Annotated in this window: 27 protein-coding genes; 16 read left to right on the plus strand and 11 right to left on the minus strand. The window is 49.8% G+C overall.

Going from position 1 to position 26327, the window contains the following annotated elements; genetic code table 11:
• The first annotated feature begins 218 nt into the window (after positions 1-218).
• A complete protein-coding gene (locus IX84_RS01720) occupies positions 219-3728 on the plus strand; it encodes a hypothetical protein (protein ID WP_238578214.1) in 3510 nt (1169 codons plus the stop codon).
• A gap of 217 nt (positions 3729-3945) precedes the next feature.
• Positions 3946-4521 (plus strand): sulfotransferase domain-containing protein, encoded by a 576-nt coding sequence (locus IX84_RS01725; RefSeq protein WP_072013638.1) that lies wholly within the window; start codon positions 3946-3948, stop codon positions 4519-4521.
• 81 nt (positions 4522-4602) lie between these two features.
• Here IX84_RS01725 and IX84_RS01730 read toward each other — a convergent pair whose 3' ends face one another.
• Complete coding sequence (locus IX84_RS01730) at positions 4603-4842, minus strand: hypothetical protein (RefSeq protein WP_044216043.1); 240 nt, start codon at positions 4840-4842, stop codon at positions 4603-4605.
• Between the two features lie 240 nt (positions 4843-5082).
• On the minus strand, positions 5083-5673 hold the full coding sequence (locus IX84_RS01735; RefSeq protein WP_044216045.1) for a sigma-70 family RNA polymerase sigma factor: 591 nt from the start codon (positions 5671-5673) through the stop codon (positions 5083-5085).
• A 306-nt stretch (positions 5674-5979) separates the two neighbouring features.
• On the opposite strand from IX84_RS01735, the gene IX84_RS01740 reads away from it, so the two are divergent.
• Genes IX84_RS01740 through IX84_RS01750 form a run of 3 tightly spaced genes read left to right on the plus strand, consistent with a single transcriptional unit; the run spans position 5980 to position 9370 of the window.
• Positions 5980-7038: a beta/alpha barrel domain-containing protein gene (locus tag IX84_RS01740; protein WP_044216047.1), complete on the plus strand. Its 1059-nt coding sequence runs from the start codon at positions 5980-5982 to the stop codon at positions 7036-7038.
• A gap of 46 nt (positions 7039-7084) precedes the next feature.
• Positions 7085-8440, plus strand: a complete 1356-nt coding sequence (locus IX84_RS01745) for a hydroxymethylglutaryl-CoA reductase, degradative (protein WP_044216048.1) — start codon at positions 7085-7087, stop codon at positions 8438-8440.
• 27 nt (positions 8441-8467) lie between these two features.
• Positions 8468-9370, plus strand: a complete 903-nt coding sequence (locus IX84_RS01750) for a GYDIA family GHMP kinase (protein ID WP_262501594.1) — start codon at positions 8468-8470, stop codon at positions 9368-9370.
• 3 nt (positions 9371-9373) lie between these two features.
• Here the strand turns inward: IX84_RS01750 and IX84_RS01755 are convergent, their stop codons facing one another.
• The gene (locus IX84_RS01755; protein WP_044216052.1) at positions 9374-9877 is read right to left on the minus strand and encodes a hypothetical protein; all 504 of its coding nucleotides are present in this window, start codon (positions 9875-9877) and stop codon (positions 9374-9376) included.
• 192 nt (positions 9878-10069) lie between these two features.
• Here IX84_RS01755 and IX84_RS34290 point away from each other — a divergent pair, with 192 nt between their 5' ends.
• The 5 genes from IX84_RS34290 (at position 10070) to IX84_RS32725 (ending at position 12786) form a co-directional block, all read left to right on the plus strand.
• Positions 10070-10198, plus strand: coding sequence for a hypothetical protein (locus tag IX84_RS34290; RefSeq protein ID WP_262501593.1), 129 nt, complete (start codon positions 10070-10072; stop codon positions 10196-10198).
• Between the two features lie 869 nt (positions 10199-11067).
• Positions 11068-11559, plus strand: coding sequence for a hypothetical protein (locus IX84_RS01765; RefSeq protein WP_044216056.1), 492 nt, complete (start codon positions 11068-11070; stop codon positions 11557-11559).
• On the plus strand, positions 11559-11909 hold the full coding sequence (locus IX84_RS01770) for a hypothetical protein (RefSeq protein ID WP_044216058.1): 351 nt from the start codon (positions 11559-11561) through the stop codon (positions 11907-11909). Before IX84_RS01765 ends, IX84_RS01770 begins: the two co-directional genes overlap by 1 nt.
• Positions 11910-12094: 185 nt before the next feature.
• Entirely contained in the window at positions 12095-12436 is a 342-nt protein-coding gene (locus tag IX84_RS01775; RefSeq protein WP_044216059.1) for a hypothetical protein, read from the plus strand.
• Positions 12433-12786, plus strand: a complete 354-nt coding sequence (locus tag IX84_RS32725; protein ID WP_152604878.1) for a hypothetical protein — start codon at positions 12433-12435, stop codon at positions 12784-12786. Before IX84_RS01775 ends, IX84_RS32725 begins: the two co-directional genes overlap by 4 nt.
• Before the next feature lie 37 nt (positions 12787-12823).
• Here IX84_RS32725 and IX84_RS01780 read toward each other — a convergent pair whose 3' ends face one another.
• Together IX84_RS01780 and IX84_RS01785 are read right to left on the minus strand one after the other, a co-directional pair.
• A complete protein-coding gene (locus IX84_RS01780; protein WP_044216062.1) occupies positions 12824-13447 on the minus strand; it encodes a class I SAM-dependent DNA methyltransferase in 624 nt (207 codons plus the stop codon).
• A gap of 45 nt (positions 13448-13492) precedes the next feature.
• Positions 13493-14248 (minus strand): class I SAM-dependent methyltransferase, encoded by a 756-nt coding sequence (locus IX84_RS01785; protein ID WP_044216064.1) that lies wholly within the window; start codon positions 14246-14248, stop codon positions 13493-13495.
• A 154-nt stretch (positions 14249-14402) separates the two neighbouring features.
• Between IX84_RS01785 and IX84_RS01790 the strand changes: the two genes are divergently transcribed.
• The gene (locus IX84_RS01790; protein ID WP_044216067.1) at positions 14403-14822 is read left to right on the plus strand and encodes a hypothetical protein; all 420 of its coding nucleotides are present in this window, start codon (positions 14403-14405) and stop codon (positions 14820-14822) included.
• Between the two features lie 9 nt (positions 14823-14831).
• Here the strand turns inward: IX84_RS01790 and pgl are convergent, their stop codons facing one another.
• Together pgl and zwf are read right to left on the minus strand one after the other, a co-directional pair.
• Complete coding sequence (pgl, locus tag IX84_RS01795; protein WP_044216070.1) at positions 14832-15557, minus strand: 6-phosphogluconolactonase; 726 nt, start codon at positions 15555-15557, stop codon at positions 14832-14834.
• Between the two features lie 26 nt (positions 15558-15583).
• Complete coding sequence (gene zwf / locus IX84_RS01800; RefSeq protein ID WP_044216072.1) at positions 15584-17086, minus strand: glucose-6-phosphate dehydrogenase; 1503 nt, start codon at positions 17084-17086, stop codon at positions 15584-15586.
• 111 nt (positions 17087-17197) lie between these two features.
• Here zwf and IX84_RS01805 point away from each other — a divergent pair, with 111 nt between their 5' ends.
• The gene (locus IX84_RS01805) at positions 17198-17653 is read left to right on the plus strand and encodes an RpiB/LacA/LacB family sugar-phosphate isomerase (protein WP_044216074.1); all 456 of its coding nucleotides are present in this window, start codon (positions 17198-17200) and stop codon (positions 17651-17653) included.
• Entirely contained in the window at positions 17646-19058 is a 1413-nt protein-coding gene (gene gndA / locus IX84_RS01810; RefSeq protein ID WP_044216077.1) for an NADP-dependent phosphogluconate dehydrogenase, read from the plus strand. Before IX84_RS01805 ends, gndA begins: the two co-directional genes overlap by 8 nt.
• Positions 19059-19149: 91 nt before the next feature.
• Here gndA and IX84_RS01815 read toward each other — a convergent pair whose 3' ends face one another.
• Positions 19150-19695, minus strand: a complete 546-nt coding sequence (locus IX84_RS01815) for a hypothetical protein (RefSeq protein WP_044216078.1) — start codon at positions 19693-19695, stop codon at positions 19150-19152.
• 164 nt (positions 19696-19859) lie between these two features.
• Between IX84_RS01815 and IX84_RS01820 the strand changes: the two genes are divergently transcribed.
• From IX84_RS01820 to IX84_RS01830, 3 genes are all read left to right on the plus strand, one after another.
• Complete coding sequence (locus IX84_RS01820) at positions 19860-20738, plus strand: AraC family transcriptional regulator (protein WP_044216080.1); 879 nt, start codon at positions 19860-19862, stop codon at positions 20736-20738.
• Between the two features lie 53 nt (positions 20739-20791).
• Positions 20792-21352, plus strand: coding sequence for a DUF1572 family protein (locus IX84_RS01825; RefSeq protein WP_044216182.1), 561 nt, complete (start codon positions 20792-20794; stop codon positions 21350-21352).
• Between the two features lie 358 nt (positions 21353-21710).
• Positions 21711-22049, plus strand: a complete 339-nt coding sequence (locus IX84_RS01830; protein ID WP_044216082.1) for an ArsR/SmtB family transcription factor — start codon at positions 21711-21713, stop codon at positions 22047-22049.
• 430 nt (positions 22050-22479) lie between these two features.
• Here the strand turns inward: IX84_RS01830 and porN are convergent, their stop codons facing one another.
• From porN to IX84_RS01845, 3 genes are all read right to left on the minus strand, one after another.
• Positions 22480-23346, minus strand: coding sequence for a type IX secretion system ring subunit PorN/GldN (gene porN / locus IX84_RS01835; RefSeq protein ID WP_044216084.1), 867 nt, complete (start codon positions 23344-23346; stop codon positions 22480-22482).
• 543 nt (positions 23347-23889) lie between these two features.
• Complete coding sequence (gene porM / locus IX84_RS01840) at positions 23890-25518, minus strand: type IX secretion system motor protein PorM/GldM (RefSeq protein WP_044216086.1); 1629 nt, start codon at positions 25516-25518, stop codon at positions 23890-23892.
• Positions 25519-25566: 48 nt separating this feature from the next.
• Positions 25567-26178 (minus strand): GldL-related protein, encoded by a 612-nt coding sequence (locus IX84_RS01845; protein WP_044216088.1) that lies wholly within the window; start codon positions 26176-26178, stop codon positions 25567-25569.
• Positions 26179-26327 lie beyond the last annotated feature (149 nt).

Here is a 26327-nt window from a genome sequence, read left to right on the forward strand (position 1 = left end):
AAACGCCTGCATTACCAACAATTCTCTAATCCGGCGGCTCAATCGCAAAAGAAAGTTCGCTGTTTTCCGTTCAAGTTAAATGATAAAGTAGCCTGCGCGGCAAAATTACCCACCCTTAAAATAAACCGATGGCCCCGTGCGACTGTCTTTATAATGCGTACTATAACATGAAACTACTGCTCCGGCACTGCCCGATGCGCCCAAATCGAATTTTCCATATGCGTACATACCTGCTTTCACTGCTTTGTCTCCTGCTATCAGCCACTGTTGTTAACGCTCAGGGCATACAGGTGGAGTTCGGGAAAAACCGCGTGCAGTACCACGATGATTTTGCAGAATGGTCACAGTACGAAAGTGACAACTTTGTAACCTACTGGTACGGTGAAGGGCGCTTTATTGGACAGGCTGTAGTACAACTGGCGGAATACGACTTCCAGGAAATCCAAAATGTCCTGGAGCACCGGATCAACGAAAAAATCCAGATTATCGTTTACACAGACCTGACCGATGTCAAGCAGAGCAATATTGGCAGTGAGGATACTTTCGTTAATAATGCAGGGCAGACGAAAATTGTGGGCAACAAAGTTTTTGTCTATTTTGATGGCAACCACCGCAATTTACGCAAACAGGTCCGTGAGGGCATCGCAAGCGTATACCTGAATGCGATGCTGTTTGGTTCCAACATACAAGAGATTGTTCAGAATGCGGTAATGATGAACCTGCCGGTCTGGTTTAAGGAAGGGTTGGTGGGTTATGTAGGCGAGCGCTGGAATACAGACCTGGACAACCAACTGCGCGACTATATCCTCTCGGATGAATTCGAGGGCTTTGAGCTGCTTGCTGAGCGGGACCCGAAGCTTGCCGGGCATTCTCTCTGGCACTTTATCGGCCAGCAATACGGAAAATCCCAGGTTTCCAACCTCCTGTACCTTACCCGGATCAACCGGAGCATTGAGAATGGCTTTCTTTATGTCCTGGGTATGCCGTACGAGCGTGTAGGGCTGGACTGGGCTGTTTTCTATAAAGACCGGTACTCGGTGGAAGAACAGCGCCGTGATACGCTTTCCTCCGCCCCTTTGGCTATTAAAAATAAGCGCAACTTACCCGTTACGCGGGCTAAAATAAGCCCGGACGGCAGACAGGTGGCCTATATCATTAATGAGATTGGGAAGCATCAGATATACCTGTATGATATAGCCAAAGGGACTTCAGACCGCATTTTCAAAGGCGGGTTCCGCAATGCCTTTCAGGCTACTGACTACAACTACCCTATCATTGACTGGAACCCCAACGGGCAGGAAATCGCCATTCTCTATGAGAAAAGGGATGTAGCTTACCTCCGCATCCATAATGTTCGTACCGGTAAGCATACCGAAGAGCCATTGTCTTCCGAATATCAGCGGGTATACAGCATGTCCTACGTTAATCCCATCACTATGGTCTTCTCGGCTACCGTCAGAGGGCATTCTGATATCTTCCTTTACTACACCAATACCCGGCAGACTCAACGCATCACCAATGACTTCTGGGATGACCTCGACGCCACTTACGTAGAAATCGATAACCGCCGTGGCATCCTTTTCGCCTCCAACCGGCAAGACACCTTGCTGAAGCAGGAAAAACTGGACAGTATACTGCCCATTGATGATTTCGACCTTTTTTATTACGACCTGGAGGACCGCTCTGAGGAGCTGGTCCGAATAACCAACACGCCCTATGCCAATGAGCGTGAGCCTATGGCAGTGGACACCTCCTGGTTTTCCTACCTTAGCGATGCATCCGGTATTTACAATCGGGCATCCGGTTACCTTGAGGAATACATCCACCACTATGATCAGTTGATTCAACTGGAGGATGGCTCTGAAATAAGGCTTCATGTCGATTCTGCCATGACTAGCCTGGACAGCACGCTAATCGATACCATCATCATAGAGCCTGTGATCAAAAAGCGGGCCGTGACCCAGCCTAATACCAACTACCACCGTAATATCCTTCGGCAGGATAATGCCCGCAGAACCAATCGGGCCGTTCAGCTGGTTTTGGAAAACGGGCAACACCAGCTGCACCTCTTTCAGCCTGCCCCCTCAGATGCCATCAGCAGCGCTGCGGAAACCGGATTCCAGCAACAGCGGTCTGCTGAAGTCAAAAAAGCAACGGTCATTGAACCGAAGAAAAAGCAACAGGCGCCACCTTCCTCAAGGCAGAAACCTGTCATGTCCATTCTGACGGAGTCGGATAGGGTCAGTGTAGACACAGTTCGGGTAGACCAAAGCCGGAGAGATACAGGCAAGGTAGATATTGACAACTACCTCTTCCAAAGCGAGTTTGATGACGAAGAGAGTGAGCCCACCGTCATTATTGTTCAGGAGCCCGAAAACGAAAATGAGCCCGAGCAGGTCAGAATTATTACCAGCGACCGTCAGCTTTCTGATGTCATGAACCGCCCGGGGCTGCGCACTAAAAAGCCTTACGAATTCCGGTCTTCAAAAATCATTCCTTACCGTTTGGAATTCAGGACCGATTTTGTGACCACACAGCTTGACAACAGCCTGCTTTTCGACGGGCTAAACAGTTTCGCTGCCAACCCTGATGGCTTCAACCTGCCCAATCCTGGTATTTTGCTTAAAGCGAACTTCAAGGACCTGTTCGAAGATTATGAATTTGAGGGGGGCGTTCGGGTACCGACCACCTTCAATGGTACTGAATACTTTGTCACCTTTAAAGACAAAAAACGACGCCTTGACCGGCAGTATGCCATTTACCGGCGCAACCAGCAATTTTCATCAGAGAGCCTTTCCTTTGTGCCCAGCCGCCGGGAAGTCAACATCCTGCTTGGCCAGTATGGGGTACGCTATCCACTTGATATTTTCCGCAGCCTTCGGGCTACCGGGACCTTACGCCGCGACCGGGTCACTCAGCTTGCTACGGAGCGTAGTTCCCTCCAGGTGCCTACCACCAGTGAACAGCGGGCAGGGCTAAGGCTGGAGTATGTGTTTGACAATACGCTGGATGTGGCGCTCAATATCAAGAATGGCTCCCGTTATAAGATTTTCGTAGAGGGGGTTAAGAAATTCGACCTGGGCTTTACCGATGGAGTTTCTTTTGACTTAGCACGCGGAGCCATGGGTATTGTCGGCTTTGATGCCCGCCACTATCAACGCTTCCTGAAGCACTCTGTGATTGCCCTCCGGGCTGCAGGTGCCACTTCTTTCGGTTCAGAGCGTATGGTGTATTTCCTGGGTGGAGTGGACAACTGGCTGTTCAACAGCTTCAACAATGAAATTCCAATTCCGGCAGCCGGACAAGATATTGCCTTCCAGGCGCTGGCCACCAATATGCGGGGCTTTGACCTCAACATCCGGAACGGCAGCTCTTACCTGCTATCTAATATCGAGCTGCGGATGCCCATCTTCAAGTATTTTTCGAAGCGGGTACGCTCCCAGTTCTTCCGCAACTTCCAACTGGTTGGCTTCTTTGATGTGGGTACTGCCTGGGAAGGCAATGACCCCTACAGCGAGGAAAATCCGCTGAATACCTCAGTGGTGGACAACAGCGGTCTCGTCTCTGTGAGAGTCAACTATTTCAGAGACCCTATCGTGGCAGGATATGGCGCAGGAGTAAGGGCGATGCTTTTTGGATATTTCGTACGGGTAGACTACGCCTGGGGCATCGAGACCCGCGTGGTTCAGGACCCTATGTTCTATCTTTCCATTGGGACTGACTTTTAGTGAATTTTGAAAGTGCTATTTTTGATCTTGTTTTGTAAAGAAACCAGAGTCTTGCCCACTGGAATGCTAAGGTGACGTTGACTGAAGTCCAATGCGATGAGACTACTGTAAGGTTATTAAAGACTGATGATATCTGTTATTAAAGGAGCTCAACCGTTAATCCTCTCCATACATATCCCCAAGACAGCCGGTCAGACATTGCTGCAATTGCTGGAGCTTGCCTACGGGAAAGAACAAGTCCTACACCTCAACAGAGGGTTCGCTGAAGCGAAAGCAGCAAAACATTGAAAACCTTAACCCACCCTACTACCAAGTCTTGCACGGGCACCTTCCCTACCGGTCCTTTCTTGCCCATTATCACCATCCTGAAGCTAAATTCATCACTTTCATGCGCGATCCGGTAGAGCGGGTCCTGTCCAACTTTCGCTATTACCGAAAAATGAAAGCAGCGCGGCTAAAAACCGGCAAAACCATACGCCACCACTACGACCTGGAAACTTTTATTGAGCTGAAGAAACGGCAAAACGTAATGGCTCGTTTTCTTGATGGGCTGGAACTGACCGACCTCTTTTTTCTGGGGCTGCAGGAACAGTTCGGGCAGGATGTCAGGCTTCTAAGCAATAAGCTATTGTGGGAACTCCCGGAAACAGCCTTCCAAATCAAAAAGAACCCGACACGTCCAACGGATGAAACGGATAAGGCGATACGCCAACGCATTGCGGCGCTCAATCAGGCAGATATCCAACTTTACAACCGGGCAGTAGCTTTAAAAGCATCAGGATATTGGCAATAAAAAACAGCTGCTCTCCTATATCAGACAGCAGCTGTCGGGCCTTTGGCATACAAAAGCCTGGTATATTGAAGGTACAGCACGTTAAGCTGTAGCAACTCTAATCTTATCTTTGATGGACTGAATGAGCGCAGGGGAAGGTTTTCGGCGGTGGATCTTGCTCTTGATGAACTCCCGGAAGGATTTTTCCTGACTAAGGACTTTCAGGTAGGCGGGGTTGGATTTGATTTCAATCAGCAGTTCTCGTTCATCACTTTCACTAAGTTCGTTGTCGAGATACATGGTGACTTTTCTGACGAGTTCCTGGTAATTCTGATCTCTCATTGTGATACGTTTTTTACTGTTGGGTAGTCCGCCCGGTCAACGTAAAACAGAGGCTTGGCCAAGGTGGCACCGTCACACCACCCGTGCTCACCGGATGCGGGCAGGGTAGCGTATCTGTAAATCGGTGTTCGTGGATAAGGCGTTGCATCTCTTTTCGTTTAAGGATAGCCGGCAATGAAGCCTGAGTGCCATACACAGCAGGCTCCACCAACGGACTACTTTGAGTAGTAGGTTAACGAATTATTTGCGCTTGTCTTTGTAGCCCAAAGATTCAGCGTATGTTTTCAATTGTTCTTTTAGCATATTTCTGGCCCGGTGCAGACGGGAGCGAACCGTACCGATAGGGATATCCACAATTTTGGAAATCTCTTCGTACGTGAACCCTTCCACATCGCAAAGCAGGATTACCACACGGAAATCGACCGGCAATGCATTAATCGCATTGGTCACCTCATCGCCCATCATACCCTGAAACATCTCCTCCCTAAGGTCGTGGTAGGACGTCAGGCTCGAGTCTTCCTCATCATGGTAGTTGATGATCTCCTCATAGTCGACCTGTGTAGGCTGCTTGCTCTTTTTCCGGTACTGATTAATGAAGGCGTTCTTGAGGATACGGAACAACCAGGCTTTGGCATTGGTTCCGGCGTTGTAGCTATCGATAAAACGATAAGCCTTGAGGTAAGTCTCCTGTACAAGATCGTTAGCGTCCTCCTCATTATAGGTCAGGTGGTACGCGAAGGTGTACAGGGCATCAATCTGAGGCAGAAATTCTTCCTCGAAAACGTTGCTGTTCGAACTGCTCATCGTAGTTATTTCCTTCGTCTGTACCATAAAGATAGCATTTTTGGGCAACCAGCAAATTCCCGGGCGTTGTAAATCCGTACATTGCCGGCTGAAGCTAAGAAGCTGCAGCACCACTGTTTGTGCTGCATTTTACCCTTCACACGACCATCAACTGAGATCGGAAAAAAAAAGTTTCCGGGGCCGGAAGAAAAATGTCAGCTCCTGCCCTGAGCGCCTACAAACCAAGTGCTTGCGGGAACCATTTAAGGGGGCTGTTGTTTCATCGTTCCAAAGCCCGCACCGACATGCCGGCAAACCTAAACCTGATTTTTGCTGGACAAAACCACGATTTTTATGACCTTTACGAGCAAACCATTAAATGTGGACACATTATCTCCCAAGGAAGACCCCACGGCTTCATCCAGAAAGCGTGACCATATTGAACTGGCGTTCCGCTCCCAGGTGGAAAGCGGCACCCTCGACCAGCGTTTCTACTACGAGCCGCTTCTGTCGGGTCACCCGGCAAAAGGCAGCCTCAAGAACTTCCTGTTCCTGGGCAAAACCATGCGCGCGCCGGTATGGGTATCTAGTATGACTGGAGGAACCGACTGGGCCAATACCATCAACCACAATCTGGCCCGGGCTTGTAAAGAGTTCGGAATGGGCATGGGGCTGGGCTCCTGCCGACCTTTGCTTTACAGCAACGAAAGCCTTCCCGATTTTGATGTCCGAAAGGAAATCGGGGATGACCTTCCCCTTTTTGCCAATCTGGGTATTGCCCAACTGGAAGAGCTCATCGACCGCGGAGAATTGTACCGGGTCCGGGAACTGACTGATAAGCTGCAGGCAGATGGCCTCATTATCCACGTCAATCCACTACAGGAGTGGCTGCAGCCGGAGGGTGACCGTTTTGTGCGCAGCTCCCTTCAGGTCATAGAAATGGTACTGGAAAAAGTAAACCTTCCCATCATTGTAAAAGAAGTAGGGCAGGGCATGGGCATGGAGAGCCTGCGGGCGCTTATGCAGCTCCCCCTTGCAGCCATCGACTTTGCTGCAAATGGAGGCACTAACTTTGCACGCCTGGAAATGCTCAGGAGCGATGAAGCCAAAGCTGCCATTTACGAACAACTGGCACATGTGGGGCACAGCGCTGCCGAAATGACCCTTATGGCTAATCAGTTACTTGAAGAACTCGGCGACAAAGCCGTCTGCCGGCAGTTCATCATTTCCGGTGGCGTAAGGACTTTTCTCGATGGTTACTATTTGACCCAAAAACTGAATGCACCTGCTATATACGGGCAGGCTTCGAGTTTCCTGCGGCACGCCCGCGGCAGCTACGAAGAACTTCAGACCTACGTGGCGGCTCAAATAGAAGGTCTTGAATTAGCCAACGCCTTTCTCCGGGTACGATAAAACAACGAATAAAGCGGTGCCCGCACCGCTACTTTAACCTACAAACATGCAGGATAAGACGATTTCAGGTTTTTCACGCCTGTCCAAAGAAGAAAAACTGAACTGGATTGCGGAACAGTTTTTCGAAAAACCACAGGAAACCATCAAAGAGCTCAAAAGCTTTTGGCATGAGGATGCTGAGCAGCAGCGTGTTTTTGATGGCTTTAGTGAAAATACCGTCAGCAATCACTTCCTCCCCTTTGGTATAGCCCCCAACTTTGTCATCAATGGAGATGTTTACGCCGTGCCGATGGCGATTGAGGAAAGCTCGGTGGTCGCTGCCGCATCAAGTGCTGCCAAGTTCTGGTCCAAAAGAGGTGGCTTCCATGCCAAAGTATTGTCCACCCGTAAAGTCGGGCAGGTGCATTTCAGTTGGACCGGCAATAGTGCCGCCCTCAAAGCAGCTATGCCCGACATCGAGCAACAGCTCCGGGAGGACACCCGCCACATTACCACCAACATGGAAAAACGGGGGGGTGGTATTCAGGATATAGAGCTGGTGGACCTCACTGCCGAAGAACCCGGTTATTACCAACTGCGTGTGACTTTTGAAACCTGTGACTCCATGGGTGCCAACTTCATCAATTCCGTACTGGAAGAATTCGGCGTGAGCCTGCAGCAAATGGCTGCAACCCATGATCTACTCCGCAGGGAAGAAGCCTCCCTCGACATCATCATGGCTATTCTCTCCAACTACACCCCCGAATGCGTGGTCCGTACCTGGGTGGAATGCCCTGTGGAAGCCCTTGATGCCGCCGGCCAAAACATGGATGCAGCCACCTTTGCAGAAAAGTTTGCCAAAGCCATCCGCATTGCTCAGATCGACCCGTACCGGGCCACGACACATAATAAAGGAATCTTCAACGGTATCGATGCCGTGGTACTGGCTACCGCCAATGACTTCCGGGCCATCGAAGCCTGCGGCCATGCCTATGCTGCACGGGACGGCCGCTACCGCAGCCTCAGCAGCTGCACCGTAAAGGATGGGGTATTCAAATTCTGGATGGACCTGCCCCTTGCGGTGGGTACTGTAGGTGGGCTGACCCGCCTCCACCCTATTGCCCGCCTGTCTTTGGAAATGCTGGGTCATCCGAATGCGGAAACCCTGATGATGATCATTGCCACGACCGGGCTCGCACAAAACTTCGCAGCTGTGCGTTCACTCGTCACCACGGGCATTCAAAAGGGGCATATGAAGATGCACCTGCTTAATATTCTCAACCACCTAAAAGCTACGCCGGCGGAGCAGGAGCAGGCTGCGGCATTTTTCGCCGACAAGGTAGTGTCCTTTACCGCGGTGCGCGACTACATCAAGCAAAGCCGCAATAACCGGCTGGTGCCCGAACACTTTTTGAAGAAATAGCAAAACCTAAAAACCATCGAACAAGCGATTCACACTAACGGCAAAGTTCTCCTGACCAGTGAATATGCCGTACTCGACGGGGCACTGGCGCTAGGTCTGCCACTCCGTCGCGGGCAGTGGCTCCGCGTAAGAACCGCACCACAGGCCGCACATCACAGCTGGCAAAGCCGGTTAGCGGATGGCACCTCCTGGTTTGAAGGCAAATTCGCTGCCGGAGGAATGCTCCTGCAGGCCAATGACTTGCAGACCGGCAAGCGCCTGGAAACCCTTTTCCAGGGCATCGAAAAACAACGCCCCGGATTTTGGAGCAATCAGCCCTACCTGAACTTCGAAACCCAACTGGAATTCCCCCGGGAATGGGGGCTGGGCAGCAGCTCCACCCTGATTGCCGGGATTGCCCGCTGGGCTGGCGTCGACCCTTTTCAACTCCTGGAAGATACCTTCGGCGGGTCGGGCTACGATATCGCCTGCGCCAACAGTCAGCATCCGGTACTATTTCAGCGCCGGCAGGGACAGCCTTCTTATGTTGAGGTCCCCTACGCACCCGCCTTTGCGGACCACATCTGCTTTGCTTTCCTGGGCCATAAACAGGACAGCAGGGCGGGCATTGCCAGGTACCGCAGCCGGGGCAGTGGCACTGAGAAGCTACGTGACCGTCTTTCGGAACTGACACTGCTTTTCTTACAGGCACGCACTGCTACCGAAGCCACCCTGGTACTCGAAGAACACGAAGCGTTACTTTCCAAAACTTTAGGCTTACCCACTGTAAAGGAAAAGCACTTCCCTAATTTCCCAGGCGTCGTCAAGTCGCTCGGGGCCTGGGGAGGCGACTTCGTGATGGCCATCAGCGAAAAACCCGCGCAGGCAGTGCAGCAGTACTTTAAGGTCAAAGGCTTTGAAACCGTTTTCGGCTATCGGGAGTTTGTTTAGCTTCTAATCTAGTTGTGGCGAGCGCTGAGGCAGGATCACTTTATGGTCTTGATTTGGAATGCAGGTATTGAGCTTTTGCAGTACCTGCTGCAGTGCCGGTACAAATGGCTTATCGTAAGAATAGCAGACTTTGGTTTCACCTTTGTACTGAATTTTCAATTCTGTTTTGAGGGAAGGCCGGGCAACAGGCGTATACGCCACGCAGTCCGTGCCCACCGCCATCAGCCGGTTGCGCTCCGCTTCCTGTACGATCTCATTGTAGCATGTTTTGGACAGCACCCGATTGACAGACACCTCCGCTTCCGGGTCGTCAAATCCTTCGATGAGAATGGTCAGGGCCTCTCCCTGCATACGGTAAACCCGCAACTGTCTTTGAGGAAATTCCTCCGGCTCCACTGTCTGCCGGATTTCCAGGTAGAAAACGCCAGGCAATGGCGGTTCTCCCTGACCGAACAGTACAGAGCAGGTAAAAAAGAACGCGATCAAAACGGTGCAACAGTATTTCATTCTTCGGTTTTCTGTCAAAACGTACCGGTCAGAGCGCATGTTCGGCTACAGGAATTGCCCGATACCTTGGGCAATTTGGGAATACTTCTTATTTTTGGCTCCGAACAGGATGGCACCGGCCTCCTAACGGCAATCAATAACAGAATCAACAATCGAGATATGGAAGCGAATGCAGAAAATAAATCAACAGCGATGGATTGGATCCTTTTCTTAGTATCCACTGCTGTCGTCATCCTCATGCTGATTTTCATGAACGAGTGGTTTTGGGTCGCGCTGCCCTTCTCCCTCACCTACCTGGTGAAGGCCCTGCGCGCGATGTAAGAACAGCTTCAGCATTGAAGAGACTGGAACAGCCGGCTTTCCTGTGGGGAAGGCTGGCTGTTTTATTTTTGGAGGTCTTTTCCTCACGATCAATACCGCCTTGCAAGTCCAGATCGCCCTTCTCCTCTCCCGCCTCTAAAAGCAGAGTTGGGCGGAGGTGAAACTGGTGGCCCCGGGGGTTGAGATGGGGGAGGAGGAACATGAGGCAGTGTAGCCTGGTACAATAAGACATGGCAAAAGGCATTCAAAGAGAAAGCAAGTGCGACCCCTACAGGGTCGGGCATACCGCTTCATTGCCCGTTCAACCGATATTTGACGCCTACAGCGTCAGGTGCCTACCCACGGAAGCACTGGTTTTCCCGCCTAGCAAAAACGTATCCCCTCCTCTATAGCTCCGCACCCCCTGGTATAGCAGGAAAACCTGCCGGATCCTGATAAAAAAGGGAAAGAAGCTCCCCTACAGGACTTGCTGGCGTAGAGCTTAAACTAAGGCCTTACCAGGTGCTCTGCCTCAGATTTCCTGGGAACACCTCTTGTATCCCGGTGGAATGACGTAAGGAAAGCCCCTGGAGAACCTGCCGGAGAGCAGGAAGCTCCCTGACAGGAGACTCGGTTTTGCTGCTGGTGCAGAGCTTAAACCAAGACCTTACCAGGAACTCTGCCCCGGACTTTCCTGGGGAACCTGCCGAACCTCGGTAAAGACTGGGAAAAAGCGCCCCGACAAGGCTTGCACCCTCCTTGCTTTATTGCCCCAAAAGATTTAATATTGTTGTATCCCTGTGACCATTACAATCATCGGCCACTTCCCCAACTTGCAAAATAGACTCATGCTCCTTTGTGGACTCGCAAAGGGTTAATTCTTATTTTGTATGGTTGTTAATAAGAAATCACCGCAGTTGGTTCCGCCAGAGCGGAATGACAGGAAGCGTTATATTGTATTGTTAATGCTGTTGATTGGTAGCGCTGCACTACTTTTTTATAGCAAGGATATTACTAAGCTTTCGCCTGAAAGAAGGCAAAAGCTGGAAAAGGAGCTGGAAGAGCTTGAGAATGCTGAACAGTATGCCTTGGTTGCCGCCAAGGATGGATGGTATAGCTGCTTCAATTGCCCGGGGGAAGTCAAAATTTTTCTTCACCGAGGAGAAGTTTGGAAATATGGCGTGACTAAAAAAGGAGAAAGAGGCAGATACGGAAACTGGCACGTTAATCAAGGTCTTACCTATTTTGTACAATTCCAGGGTTCCTATCAAGAGTGTCTTAAGCAGGAAAAGATTAAAATCTATACTTATGCTCAACTTCCAGAAAATCTAAGACGACAGTATCCATTAATTCGCCCACCAGGCAACAAACGAGATACCTAATGAATACCACTACCACCCGCACTTTCCGCCTCGGCCTGATGGCCGAAGAAGCTGATTTGAAATTTGTCCTTGATGCCCTGACGGAGCTGGAAGATGATTTCAATACCGCAGCACAAGGATTGACCCTGCCTGTTTTATACGTGGTTATTGACCTTCGTATCAATAAAGACAGAGACACCTTTGACTGGGATGAAACCCAAATTGCATATTATGTACCCATCAAACGGGAGGATGCTTCTGCCGAAAGATTCCGGCAGGCGGTGATCAGGCAGGTGCTGGAGCAATTACAGGAGTGGGAGGAGGTGCCTGCTGCGCTGACCGAAAGGATAAAAAAGCTCAAAGGCGCGTAACCGAAACGAACGCATTACTAAAAGTTGTACCTGGTGGCCTGTCAAGTGTTAATTCAGGGGTTTAACGGGAGCGAATTTTTGAGGCTAATAACCTGTCCTTGACCATTGAAACTGGGTTCTGAGAACAGAGAAGCACACAGAAGTGTTTCATAAGGAGTATTTTGTAAAAGCTCAAAGACGCCGCAATGAATACAAATCATTCCTACCATACTGTTTTTATTGATCATTCTGTGCTCAATTCCGTAAAAGAAGGGAAGTTTTACACGACTATCAGACTCGGTGACCAGCTATTTCTATTCGATGAAAATGGAAAGCGGACTTTGATATCAGAGCCAGAAGTCAGGTGGAAAAATGCCGATGAAGTGGTAATGATTGCAAAGATTAAAGCCTCTCATTTGGATTCGGTTATTGAAGGGAATATTTATCGTGTTTTTAATGATGAGGTCAATGATGAACGCTATATCATTGATGAAAGCGGCGAGAGAGTTTTGTTTGATAAGATGATTTTTAAGTATGACTTGATATGACCGTAGTTCTTACTCCTCTGCTTTCCGCTATAGTATCTCCGGTCATGATGGGAGGAATCGCTGTTGGAGGGATAATTGTTCTTGCTTTTTTATGGGGTAAAATCCGACCTTTGATTATTGTTGAATCTAAAGATGGTGGTAAGTTCTTCTTTGGAATCTCTCATTCAAAAAAACGAAAGAATATGCATCCTTTATCGCAAGATGGAATCAATGGGGTCGAGGTTGATGAAGACACCTGCTTTGGACTGTCGAACACTCCAACTAAAATCATTAAAGAAATTGGTACAGTAAGCGAAGAAAAGGCACAAGAAATACTTGACAGCGTAGAGGACAAAAAAGTAAAAAAATAGAGAAAAGGGGGAAAGGGACAAAAAATGAATAGCCACCCTACGCCATTTTCCGCGAAAGCAAAACCGAAGCAAAATCACATTCCGGATCCTCCGGTACAAAGTCAAGGACCGTCATGCCCAGGCTATTGAGTACCTCCTGATAAGCGGCCGGCGAAAGACTGCTGTGGTAGACCGGCTGTCCGCCCACGTGCCCGGTAACTTCCCCTGCATCAGGGCCCACCGTGAGCAAGAGCAGGCCTTTGGGTTGCAAATGTTGGGCAAACCGAGCCAGAGTTGCGCGTTGCTCAGCGGGCGTCAGGTGGAAAAAGCTGTGCCAGCTGATGATGCCCTGAAAGGATTGTGGCAAGTCCAACGCCCGCATGTCCATATGGTACCAGGTGCTGTCGGGGAAGCGCGCTTTCGCCAGCTGAACCATCGGCGCGGCGAAGTCAATACCCGTGACTTCATAGCCCTGCTCTATGAAATAACGACCGATCGGCTCCCCTCCCCCGCAACCGGCATCAAGAATAGCCGCTGATGCCGGCAGTAAATTCTCAAACCGGCGGAGCCATTTCTTTTCAAACAGCAACCGGCTGCGCTCGGCGTCGTACTGCAAACCGTACTGCTCGTACACGCTTCTTGTTTTTGCAGCCAAGGCGCTGATATTTGCATTTTTGTCCATGTTTTTTAGTGATTAAGGGCCTGCCTAAAGAGTAATCCTAATGGCCTACACCTTTTGCCCAATGTAGAACACGTAGCTATAGTACTGCTTAAACCGTTCGTACAAATCAGCTTCTGCCCGGTCATTTTCAATAAAGGCTTTTACGGCAGGATTGCCGGGGTGCTTCTCCAGGAAGGCTTCCCGTACCGCCACCTGCGGACTGTAGTAATGATCGGTCCAGCAATTCTCCGGGATAACGAAAGCAGCCCTGGGCGTATAACCTGCGGCTTCCATCTGCGCCATTTTGGCGGAAGCGGTGTTGATCTCCGGGTAAGCAGCGGCCCAATAATCCTGTAGCTCTGAGGGGCGCTCTTGCGTGAGCCAGCTAATCTCTGAAACCGCCAGGTAGCCCCCTGTTTTGAGAAATGCCCGCCATTCCCGGATACCACGCTCAAAGCCAATGTTATAAATGGCACCTTCGGACCAGATCAGGTCCAGGCTGTCAGGCTCAAAGGGCAATGCCTCCATATTGCCGGTGATGCCCTTCACCCGGTCTTGCAGCCCAGCTTGTGCAGCATTAGCGTTGAGTTGTTCAATGAAGACAGGGAAAAGGTCCAGCGCAGTGACCTGACTGCCAGGCAGATACTCTGCCAGCAGTAAAGTGTGAGCTCCGGTGCCGCACCCAATATCGGCTATCCGGACAATTGGGCGTTGAACCTCAACAAAGCTGAGCGCCTTCAGGGTCGTTTCCGGGCTGCCGGGGCCCTGTCGTTCCAGCATGGAATAGTATTCGCCTAATAATTCAAAGTCAGATTCCTCCATAGGGTAATGTTGTATTTTTTTTGCCGAAGAAGGCTCTGATCGCCAGTCAGCCCCCAAAGAGGCTTTACAAGCTACACAGATGCCGACAGCTTGACCGAACTTCCGGCGGCTGCACCAGTTCAAGCGGTGTAAGCTCATTCAAAGACCGGACCAAATGCAAAATCGTTCTATTTCCTTTTTCCTGATGCTGCCACTGCTACTCACCGCCTGCAATGCCCAGAGACCTGCCCTGCCTGATAGTCAACGGCAGCCCAACCTGATCGAAATGCTTTGCAGCTGCACCAACAGTGAGGGTCAAACCATGCAGGAGGCGGCAAGGCTCTATCAGGAATCCTCAGGTATCAGTTGGGAAGAAGTATTGAATTCGCCTCCGCACCTGACGGAGGATTGGGTGCGCCGGGACTTCTTTCAGGACAGCGTTTATACCGGCAAACTCCGCGCCATTACGACTCAGGCGAAAAAGGAACGCACCTTCGATCCTGAAAAAGACACCGAAGCCATATTTGAACGGGCTAAGGAGAACTACCCCTTCTGCGCCCGGCAAATGCGGTCCAGGATGGTCTCTTTATTCTGAGAGACCGTATCAGACCTTCTCATCCACGCCCTTTGCCGCTTTCTGGTCCATAAACCAGTGCAGTTGACCGTGTGTGGGCTGTACATGCGCTGCGGGGTAATCAGCCGCTCCGGGTGCCTTGTTAAGGATAGCAGAAACTTTTTCCGCTTTGCTTTGCCCGGTGACCAGAAAGGCGACTTCCCGGGCATTATTCAGCACGTGGCCGGTTAGCGTTACCCGCTCCTGGCCACTTACCGGATGTTCTGCCAAAGCACAAACCTCTTCCGCTTTCAGCAATTCCATCTGATGTGGAAAAATGGATGCAGTATGGCCGTCTCCGCCCATACCCAGCATAATGAGGTCAAACACCGGCCACCCATCTTTCATGGCCAGGCACTCCTTGATTTCCTCTCCGTAACGTCCCGCTTCGGCCTCAGCTGGCAACTCCCCGCGCAAACGGTGAACGTTGCAGGAAGGTACGCCCGCCGGCGTCAGGAAAAGATCATCTGCCATTTTGAAATTGCTTTCGGCATCATCCGGAGGTACACATCGTTCATCGCCCCAAAAAAAGTGGACTTTCTCCCAATCTATCCGGTCCTGGTATTCCTCCGTCCAGAGCCGAAACAAAACGGCAGGGGTACTGCCCCCCGAAAGAGCGATATTCACCGGCTCTTTTTTTTCAGCCAGCCATTTCTCAAAAAACTCAGCAAAGTCACGGGCCACCTGCCCGGGGGTATCTGCAATGTGGATGTGCATACGGCTTTAGGTTTTTGTGTGTGCTGTTAAAGTTCGCAAAAATTCCGGGAGTCTGTCAAGTTTCGGCAGGGATTTCGCCAGCTTACCCGGTCACCTTCAATTAGATTGTCTGCCACATCGGGCCCCCATGTGCCGGCCGGATAGCCGTATAATTTGATGTCCGGGTTGTTCTTCCAGGCGTTCAGGATCGGGTCCACAAAGCGCCAGGCTTCCTCCACACTGTCGCCGCGGGCATAGAGTGTCGCGTCTCCCTTCATAGCATCAAGGATCAGGCGCTCATAGGCTTCGGGCACGTGGGCATCGGTCAGGTCTGAATAGTGGAAGTCCATCTCCACGTTCTTCACGTTGAAGCCGGCACCGGGCACTTTCATACCAAATTGCAGCAGCAGCCCCTCGTCGGGCTGAATGCGCATGATCAGCTGATTGTTCATATTCATCATTTCTTCATTGCTGCGGAACAAATGATGGGGAGGCGATTTAAAATAAACCACTACCTCGGTGGCTTTGGTAGGCAGGTGCTTGCCGGTTCGGATGTAGAAAGGTACGCCTGCCCAGCGCCAGTTGTCAATAAAGAACTTCAGGGCTACGTAAGTCTCTGTCATGGAATCATCACCCACGCCTTTTTCTTCCCGGTAGCCTTTGATGTGCTTACCGCCAATATCCGCACCGATGTACTGCCCCCGGATGGCATACTGCTCCACCTCGGACTCTGCTATGGGGCGCAAGGCTTTGAAAAGCTTCAGCTTCTCACTGCGGATGGACCCGGCATCTGCATTAATGGGCGGTTCCATAGCCACGTGAGCCACGATTTGCAGCAGGTGATTTTGGACCATATCCCGCAGTGCACCGGAGGAGTCGTAGTAGCCGCCCCGGTCGCCCACACCGATTTTTTCAGCGGAGGTAATTTCGATATGGTGTATGTAATTGCGGTTCCACAGTGGCTCGAAGATGCCATTGGCAAAGCGGGTCACCAGCAGGTTTTGCACGGTCTCTTTGCCCAGGTAGTGGTCAATACGGTAAATCTGATCTTCGTCGAAGTGCTGCTGCAGGCTTTTGTTCAGGCTTTGGGCAGATTCCATATCGTAACCAAAAGGTTTCTCAATGATTAGCCTCCGGAAACTACCCTCCTTCTTGTTCAGGTCTTCCTGGGCCAGGTACTTCGGGATTTCGGTATACAGGCGGGGTGGTACCGACAAATAGAAGACATAGTTGCCCGATGTACCCATTTGCTCGTCGATCTTCTCCAGGCGTTGGCGCACCTTGGGATAATCTTTAGCTTCGAGGGTATCAATGGGTTCGTAAAACAATTTTTGGGCAAAGTCTTGCTTCTTGCTGTCCTCAATGAATTCATTATCTGTAAAAACCTCCTGCCTAAATGCATCATCGCTGTAGTCCGTACGGCTGACGCCCAGCACGGCGAAAGACTCAGGCAGCAAATTACTACAGTAGAGTTCATAAATTGCCGGGAGCAGTTTGCGCTTGGCCAGGTCGCCGGAGGCACCGAAAATCACAAAAACCTGTGGGTCCATTGGGTTATTTTTTGATGAATTCGAGCAGTACCATGCAACCAGGAATGCATAGCCCTGTTTTAACAAAAGGCTGGACGACCACTAAAGTTCTAATACAGACATTAATTACCTATGAAGATTGGACTCGCTGCCGACCACGGTGGCTTCGACCTTAAAAATCAAATTGCCGAATGGCTCCGCGGGGCGGGCTTCGAGACGACGGACCTTGGGGCACAAGCCTACGATGCCCGGGACGACTATCCGGATTTGGTGTACCCGCTGGCTAAAGCCGTAGCTGCCGGCAAAGTCGACCGGGGTATTGCTGTGTGTGGCAGCGGAGTGGGCGCGGCGATCGTGGCCAATAAGGTAAAAGGGGTCCGCGCAGCCCTCATCACTGAAACCTACTCTGCCCGGCAGGGGGTGGAGCACGATGACATGAACCTGCTTTGTCTTGGTGGACGGGTCATAGGCACTGAACTGGCCCGGGAACTGATCTTTGCTTTCGCAAAAGCGCAGTACAGCGGTGAAGAACGCCATAACCGCAGGCTGCAAAAACTTCAACAAATCGAAAATGCCAACAATGGATAATAAAGGATACGACTTCGGCATGATTGGCCTCGGTGTAATGGGCCGCAATTTCATCCTCAATGTGCTTGATCACGGCTTTTCAGCTGCCGGGCTGGACCTGGATGCTGAAAAAGCAGCAGCACTGAAAAAAGAAGGAGAAGGCAAGCCCGTGATGAGCACAACGGACACCGCCACGTTCGTAAAGGCACTCGCCCAACCTCGCAAAATCATGCTGCTGGTTCCGGCTGGCAAAGCTGTGGACAGTGTCATTGAATCCCTCCTCCCCCACCTCGATAATAAGGACCTGATCATTGACGGAGGGAATTCCTACTTCCCGGATACCGATCGCCGCTTTGAACAGCTTAAGGCCAAAGGCATCCGCTTTATGGGCATGGGAGTTTCCGGTGGTGCAGAAGGTGCAAGGCGGGGGCCGAGCATCATGCCGGGGGGAGCCCCGGAAGCCTATCAGTTGGTGGCGCCTATTCTGGAGGCGGTGGCGGCCAAAGCTAAAGGCGAGCCCTGCGTGGCGCACCTGGGCAATGGCGCTGCCGGGCACTACGTCAAAATGGTACACAATGGCATAGAGTATGGGCTGATGCAACTGCTGGCAGAAGCCTATGACATCCTCAAAAATGCAGGTAAGCTGGACAACCCCGCTCTACATGAAGCTTTCAAAAAGTGGAATGAGGGTGCCCTTGAGTCCTACCTCGTTGAAATCACCAGCAAGATTTTTGCTCAACCGGATGATCAGGGCGAGGGATGGCTGGTGGATAAAATCCTGGACAAAGCCAAGCAGAAAGGGACAGGCAAATGGACTTCCCAAAACGCAATGGACCTCGGCATCCCGGTACCTACCATTGATGCGGCAGTGACTATGCGTGGCTTATCCGCCTTAAAGGCAGAACGCACGGCCACCGCCCCGCGCTATAGCCGGTCTATTGAAAGCTACCCGGCTGTGGATCAGGGGCAACTCGTTAGTCAGGTGGGGGAAGCTCTTCACTTTGCCTTTATGATCACCTATGCACAGGGCATGCACCTGCTGGCAGAAGCCTCCCGGGAATATCATTTCGACCTAAACCTGCAAACGGTAGCCAAGATCTGGCGGGGCGGATGTATCATCCGGGCAGAGATACTGGAGGATATGCGTCAGGCCTATCAGCAGGAACCGGAACTGAACAACCTGGTGCGGTCGCCACTCTTCCAAAGTTCGTTGCTCTACGGGCAGCGTGGTGCGAGGAGCGTTATTCAGACTGCTGCACAGTTTGGTATCCCCACTCTTGCCCTATCCTCCACTCTGAATTATTTTGATGCTTACCGCGACGAGCGCCTGCCGCTTAACCTGGTACAGGCACAACGGGACTTTTTCGGATCGCACACTTATGAGCGGACGGACCGGGAAGGTGTTTTTCATACAGCATGGGAGTAGGCAAGCGGTAGGAGCGCAAAAAACAAACCCCTTCGACCAGGCATTTACTGCGATCAAAGGGGTTTGTTCTAAGGTTGATGTAGGAAATGACTTATCCGCCGAAACGATAGCCAATCGCCAACTTACCCGTGAACATGATTTCCGGCCAATCGACAACGTTGGTTTCATCGTCAATACTCACGTTATCAATAAAGGCTCGCCCTATACCAAATCCTAGGTCAAAAACGATCCCGCTATTGCCTACGACTTTATAACCAACGCCGAAACCTAAACCAATACGAGTTTGGGAATATTCCGAGACAAAAGCATTATCGTTACCGTCCCAACTGCGGTTTATGAAACGTAGAAATGCACTGGCATAGAACTTATCTGCACCGTCATCCGGATTAAAATAATACTTGCCATAAGCTGTGATCGGTAGGTTGAAATAGTCAAATGCTCCATCGTCTCCGAAGCCTACCCCGATCTGACCCTCCACACTGAAGTTGTCTTTCAACATGAAATCAGCACTTGCGCTAAGGTTACCAAACAGAAGACCGATCGGGTTAACCATTACATCGACCTGCGCCTGAGCTTTGGTAAGACCTGCGAGTGCAAAAACACCTACCAGCAATAGTGGTTTTACAGATTGTTTCATAAGGTTTTAGTTTTAAATTAAAACAATGGCGTAAAATTAAGAATTGGATTGAGAAAACCGGGGGAGGTCAATTAAAAAGTCTAAATTTGAGTGAACCTTAACACATCTTTAGCAATTATATTTGGTTAAGCTTTGCCCGGATCACCATATTACAACATCATTTCATGCATCAATTAGACCAGTTTTTTAAGTCTAGCCGTGATTTCCCTAAGATAGAAGTGGAGAAAGGATTCCGGTTTATCGAGTACCGGTCCTATGAACGGATGAACCGAATACGCACCTGGTCCTCTCAGCACTTTATCGTTTTCGTATTGCAGGGAGAGAAAGTTATTGAAACAGGGGGCGCCAAATTTCCTGTAACGGCAGATAAAGCATTGTTCCTGCGCAAGGGCAGCTATCTGATGTCTGAAAAACCTATTGATCAGGGGGTATTCCAGAGTGTCCTGTTTTTTCTGGACGAACCTTTTTTGGAGCAGTTTGCCCGTCGGCATGCGGATTTGCTCCCCAGCCCCAACCGGGCCAGTCAGGCACAGGCGATCCGGTTGCACATCACGGAACCCGTAAGCCAGTTTTACCATGCGGTACTGCCTTATTTCAACACGCCCCTCAACGAAGCCCGCCGCCGGGGCCTTACCCTCAAACTGGAAGAACTACTGCTCAACCTGATTGCTGAGCCTGAAAACGCAAGCTTTGCTTTATTTCTGAATGGACTGCTACAGAGCAAGCCTACTATTGCCTCTGTAATGGAGCAGAATTTCATGCTCAATTTACCCCTGTCTGCATTTGCCCAACTGGCCCAGCGCAGTCTTTCCGCGTTTAAGCGAGACTTCAAAGAAGCCTATGCCCAACCGCCCGGCCGGTGGCTGCACGAACGCCGGCTTGAACACGGTGCGCATCTGCTGGAACATACCGGGCTGCCAGTCACTCAAATTACTTTTGAATGTGGCTTCCAGGATTTATCCCACTTTAGTGCGGCTTTCAAAAAGGCTCACCGGTTAAGCCCCTCCGATTACCGGAAAAGGGCTGCTGCACACAGCTTTTGAGCTCGGTACCAAAGCATTGGGCATTCAGGATGCCGTATTTTGCCCTAAAAAAAATGTCAACCACTACACCACTTAACTTTCTGGACAACATCCGTCCGCTCTTCAGTTATTACAAGTCACTTGGTGAACGAGCGATGGCACAGGCCCCTGACGACGCGCTCTTTCAAACTACCGGTAATAGCCAGAATAGTATTGCAACCATCATCAAGCACCTGCACGGCAATATGTTGTCACGCTGGACCAACTTTCTGACTGAGGACGGGGAAAAACCCTGGCGGGACCGGGAAGGGGAATTCCATCCCACCTTCGTCAATCGAGCCGAGGTCATGCAGGCCTGGAAAGAAGGCTGGGCTTGTCTGTTTGAAGCGATTGGCCTCTTAAAGCCTGAACAGCTGCAAGACCTCATCTACATCAGAAACGAAGGGCATACGGTACTGGAAGCCCTGCAGCGTCAACTTGCTCATTACAGCTACCACTGCGGTCAAATCGTACTACTGTCCAAACATGCAGCCGGGCAGTATTGGCAATCTTTAAGCATTGCCAGGGGCGAAACACAAGCCTACAATGCAAAGCGGTTTGAACAACCAAAGGAAAGAAAGCGATTCTACGAATAAGAAAAAAGTTTCATATCTAGCCATGTTCTATGCATGACTCTTAAAAAAATAGACGATAAGACCTTATTACACATTTCATTTATGTGAATATTTTTTTACTTTTGTAAAGACACTACATTAATAAGTCGATTTAACGGCTTGAGAGCTTAATCTTTAGCGACTACCAACGCGAAGCCTGCTGAACCTAAAGCTCCGAGAGGCAATCAACATCAAACAAAAGCACAGTTGCGACCAACCCTGCCTTTCCCCGATCGATCTGAAAACTAAATCATTTTACAGTAAAAGAAACGTCTTCATTTTTTGGCATAGTAATTGCACTTGACTTGAAGAGTTTCTTTAATATGTAAAATAGCTTGATATGAGAAAACAGAAGAACGAAACCGTAACACTAAATCAGGGCGATAGCGATATCACACTGGATTATGCCGAGCTGCGAAAAGCTGTATTGGTTTTGCGCGCCATCAACCATAAGCTGCGTCAGCGGATTATCGGGCTGTTGGAAGAAAGCGAAAGCATGACTGTAACCGATATTTACATCAAACTGCGGCTTGAACAGTCTGTCGCTTCACAGCATTTAGCTATTCTGCGGCGTGCAGGAGTGGTTGATACGGAGCGACAGGGCAAGTTCATCAACTATTCGCTAAACCGGGACCGCATTGCGCAAATTTCCCGCCTGGTGGATGAGCTGGCTTCTTAATCAGGCTAGCCTTCTTTTCCTTCAATAAGCGCATACTTTTTTCATGACTTCTTTGGGAAGTTCATTTCTGTTTGTCAATGCCCCCAGCTTGACCCTGTGTGTTTATGCCACGATCTGATTGTAGCTGTTACAGTTCAAAGCAATAAAAAAGCGGTGCCGGACCTGAATCCGAAACCGCTTTTTCATTTTACAAACCTAGTGGTCTGTCAAGTGTTAATTTATGGGTTGAGTGGGAGCGAATTTTGAGGCTAATCAAGGCGGATGTTCCCGCGCATAGCAGCGCTACGTAAGGGGTTATCCAACGAAGAGTAGCCTCAAAAGTCGCCGCAGGCAACCCCTAGTTTTAGTCTTGACAGACCACTAGCTTCAGCAGCAATAGCGGAATAATTTCTCCAGCCTTTTGCTGCCTACACTAAAGCAAATTATTTCCTTAATAAGACCACAGATCGTGCTCAAAGTTGAAGATCTCCTGACGGATCCGTTCTGACTCCATAAGTAAGTCTGTACCGGAGAGGTAATCTTCAAGACGGCGGTCAAATACATTAGACTCTTTATAGATATAGCTTGAGAAGAACCGCATCTCAAACAGGTCCTCGTAGCTCATAGGGCTGGAGTCATTGGCAATATTGAACACGCGCTCCCTTGCCAGTACTTCGCGAGCTTCAGGGTAGTAAACCCAGAACATAGGGCGCTCATATCTGAAATTGCCATTATCATCAAACTCCTCGATAAGCGGTGCAATACCGAGGATGCGTACCTGCATGGTAGAGGTTTCCTCATCGAAGAACCAAATCTCCTTCAGGCGATAACGCTTGACGTCAGTAGGGTCAACTTCGTTGCGGACAACCTGGAAAGTCTCTTCGTACGTTTCCGGGTCTACGGTGGCGATGGTATCCACACTGGCACCCATTGAGGCTACCTCATCGGGCGTAAGGGGAATAGAGAATTTATCGTCCTCAGTGCTGTAAACAGTAATTTCACCAGCTTCAGCAGCTTCCATCAAAATGGTGAAAAACGGGCGCTCAGGATAAGCGAAAGCAAGGTTCATCTTCTCACGTACGTCAATGACCCGCCAGATGCGCTTTTCCCAGAAAATGTCTGCCTCACGGATATGGTCGTAAGGTAAAACGCGCTTCTCGAAGGTCAGGCGCTTTTCTACGATATCATCGAGGGGCTTGTCCGCATTCATCTCCCCTGACTCAGTCATGATGATGTTATCGGGGGTCTGTGCATTAAGCGGACCAGCGAGGAAGAACATCAACAATCCTAAGCTGAAAAATTTCAGAGCGATCTTCATGGCTGATTTTTTAATTTAATTTGTTTGAACGAGAATTTGACCACGGCCAAAAGCCTTAGGATGCGAAAAATACTGCTTTTCCTATGAAGGAAGAAAGTATAGCAGCGGATTAACACCACGTTTTTCCTTTTCGCGCCACCAGATGACCGCAAAAATAAACTATACGCAATACGAAGTGGTTTGCGACATCGGAGCAAGCCACTTCCCAGCGTAAATGCTGACATTGAGTAGGTTTGCTGTGGCAAACCACTTAATCGTCAGTATAATCTGTTACAGTGGTGCGTTCTTGGGAATTATTCCGGCTAGATTGAATATATAGTTTTCTGCTACGCACCAGCTTTCACGGCAAGCCATCAAAGCTTTTCTGTATTAGAACTAACGGCAATTTCACGGCTGCTATTTTACAACCTCTGCAAAATAACAGAAATTCCTACCGCTTAGATTTTCAATACATTAGCCCTTTCAGGCTGAATGGACTTCAGCCAGCTCTCCCGTTTGAAAAGCTGGCTGAAACCGCTAAATCCAATCAGGTAAATAAATACCTTACTTGATTTTGAATACCATTGAGTTGATCGGGCGGCCCACTTTATCACCAGGGCAACGAGCCTTCACATCATCATAGTAGTAGATATCGCCCGGCTTAGCCTGATTAACCAAACGGCGGGACTGATCATTGTATCGTGCGCCGGCGTTGATTACTTCAACAGGGTCCTGACGGGAAGCCACATAAACCAGGGTGAAGCCCTGAATCTGACAAGTGGCATCAAAGTCAAAGTTATCCAGGAATGCTCCTACACCGCCTTGTGCTTTGAAGGTACCGTTACCCATGGTTCCACCGCTAGACTGAGAAAGGCGGGCAACCGGGTCAGGAATTTTCTTGACGCGGAAGTCAAATGTAGTACTAGGCAGACCACCACCAGAAAGGATGATTTTTGCGTCACCTGGCTTATCTGCTGTGACCACATACTTACCACTGGCTTTATTTGTTGCCCGGATAGAACAACCGGAAGCCCGAACATCAAGATCGTTGGAAGACACACCGGAAGCAGAAACAGATACGGGGTTATCCACACCGATGTAGAATACATTCATCTTATCCGCAGAAACGGTAGCAGAACGGGTACCTACTTCATATTCGTAGATGCTTTCCCCTTCTGACACTTCGCCGGTCAGTGGGTTACGGACTTCTACTTTCAGCTTCAGCTGCTTGTTACCTGTAGAAGTGGTGCGGGTGGTGTACTCCGCTTTACCGCCTTCGCCTACAGAAACAGCACTGCCGTTGACGTAGATATTGATGTCATCCGGGTTGATCTGAGAGCTGTAGGTACCTACAGAAATCTCTGCCTTGAATGGATCACCCTTAATAACGTATGCTTTCTCAGCCTGAACGACCGGGAAGAAAGAGTCAAACTCAACCACACGGCCGCCGGCCAGCTCAGCCATACTGTTGATCAGTGCAGCTTCAGAGCTTTTTGCATCAGACTGCATCTGGCTCATGAGCGGGAGTACAGCAGCAAGGGGCATCTGACGGAATTTAAAGTCCGCCCAGCTCGTCTTGTCTTTGCTTGCCTTCCAGGTTTCGTCATCGATGCCAAATGGAAGGTTGTTGCCGATGTTCTCGATCCGGTTGTTGATTTCTGCGTCTTTCAAACCAAAGGCTTTGCCATGGTTGCGAAGCAGATCGGTATAGATCTTAACAAGTTGCTCTTTCGTTTTAATGATTTCAGCCTTGAGTTCTTCCCCACGGCCTTCATCTACGAGCATACGGGTAGTGATATCTTTGTTTTTCTTACCCTTTGGGACCACCTTACCATAGCTTTCGGTGTAGTCATCATCATCCACTTCACCGTTTTGGTTACCTGCGGAGTCAATCAGATTACCCCGAAGATCATTGACGTAGCTGTTGAAGCTGGAAATGGTTTCACGAACCTGATCCACGGCAGGTTCGATTGGGCGGTACTTGGCTTTGGACTCGTCGCTAAGCAGGCTTTTCAGCCCGCCTACTGTTTGCTCCAACTGAGACTCTACAGTTGCGATACTTTCTTTGTTACCGTCATCCAGTGTAAAGAAAGCATTCATTACCTCGGCCGATACGTTAAGGGCAAGTAGCGCGGTCAGCACCAGATACATGAGGTTAATCATGAGCTGCCGCGGTTCCTTAGGTATTGACATGCTATATAGCTTTTAGAAAATTCAAAAATAGGGGTGCGTCAACTCAGATTATTTGCCAACGTTTGACATGGCAGAGATTACGTTGCCATACACGTTGTTCAGCTGTGCGTAAGTGCCGTTCAGCTGTCCGATGTTCTGGTTGAGTGCGTTGAGCTGCTCCTTGTATTGCTTGGTGTCTTCCAGTGAGTCAGACAGGTCAGCCATTGCTTCATTCAGTTTAGAGTAGAAGTTGCTCATGGCTTTGATCTGATCGCTCGTACCGGAAAAGTCCACTTCCTGTAAAGCTTTTAATGAAGATAAGCTTTTGGACATGGTTTGCAATTCAGAGAGCATGCCTCCAAGCTGCTGCTCCACAACTTCTCCGTTCAGAGGAGCTGCTGCAGGAGTATTAGGAGTGCCGCCGGCCGTCAGTGGTGCAATATTTGAGCTGTAATCGCTCAGGCCTGGGTACAACTTGTCCCAGTAGTAGTCAGGCTCAGGGCCGATAAGACCAAGGAAAAGGAAAATAAATGCCTCAACGGACAGACCGATGATCAACATTTCGGAAGCGCCTTCCCAGCTTTCAAGCTTAAAAAGTGCACCCATCAATACCACTGATGCACCGAGACCGATGATCAGGTTTTTAATGTACTTAAACCCTTTTGACTTCAAGAAACTCATCTTAGTTCTCTTTTAATAGTTTTGATGATCTAAATTCTTAGCAATTTGGGAGATTGATTCCTCCAAACTCTACCACATAATGCACTGCTCCTGATTGGTTACAGGCTTCAATAATTTTTTTCGCTTTTTCCCAGCAATCGAACCGGACA

Source organism: Phaeodactylibacter xiamenensis (genome assembly GCF_000759025.1).
GTDB classification, from domain to species: Bacteria; Bacteroidota; Bacteroidia; order Chitinophagales; family Saprospiraceae; genus Phaeodactylibacter; species Phaeodactylibacter xiamenensis.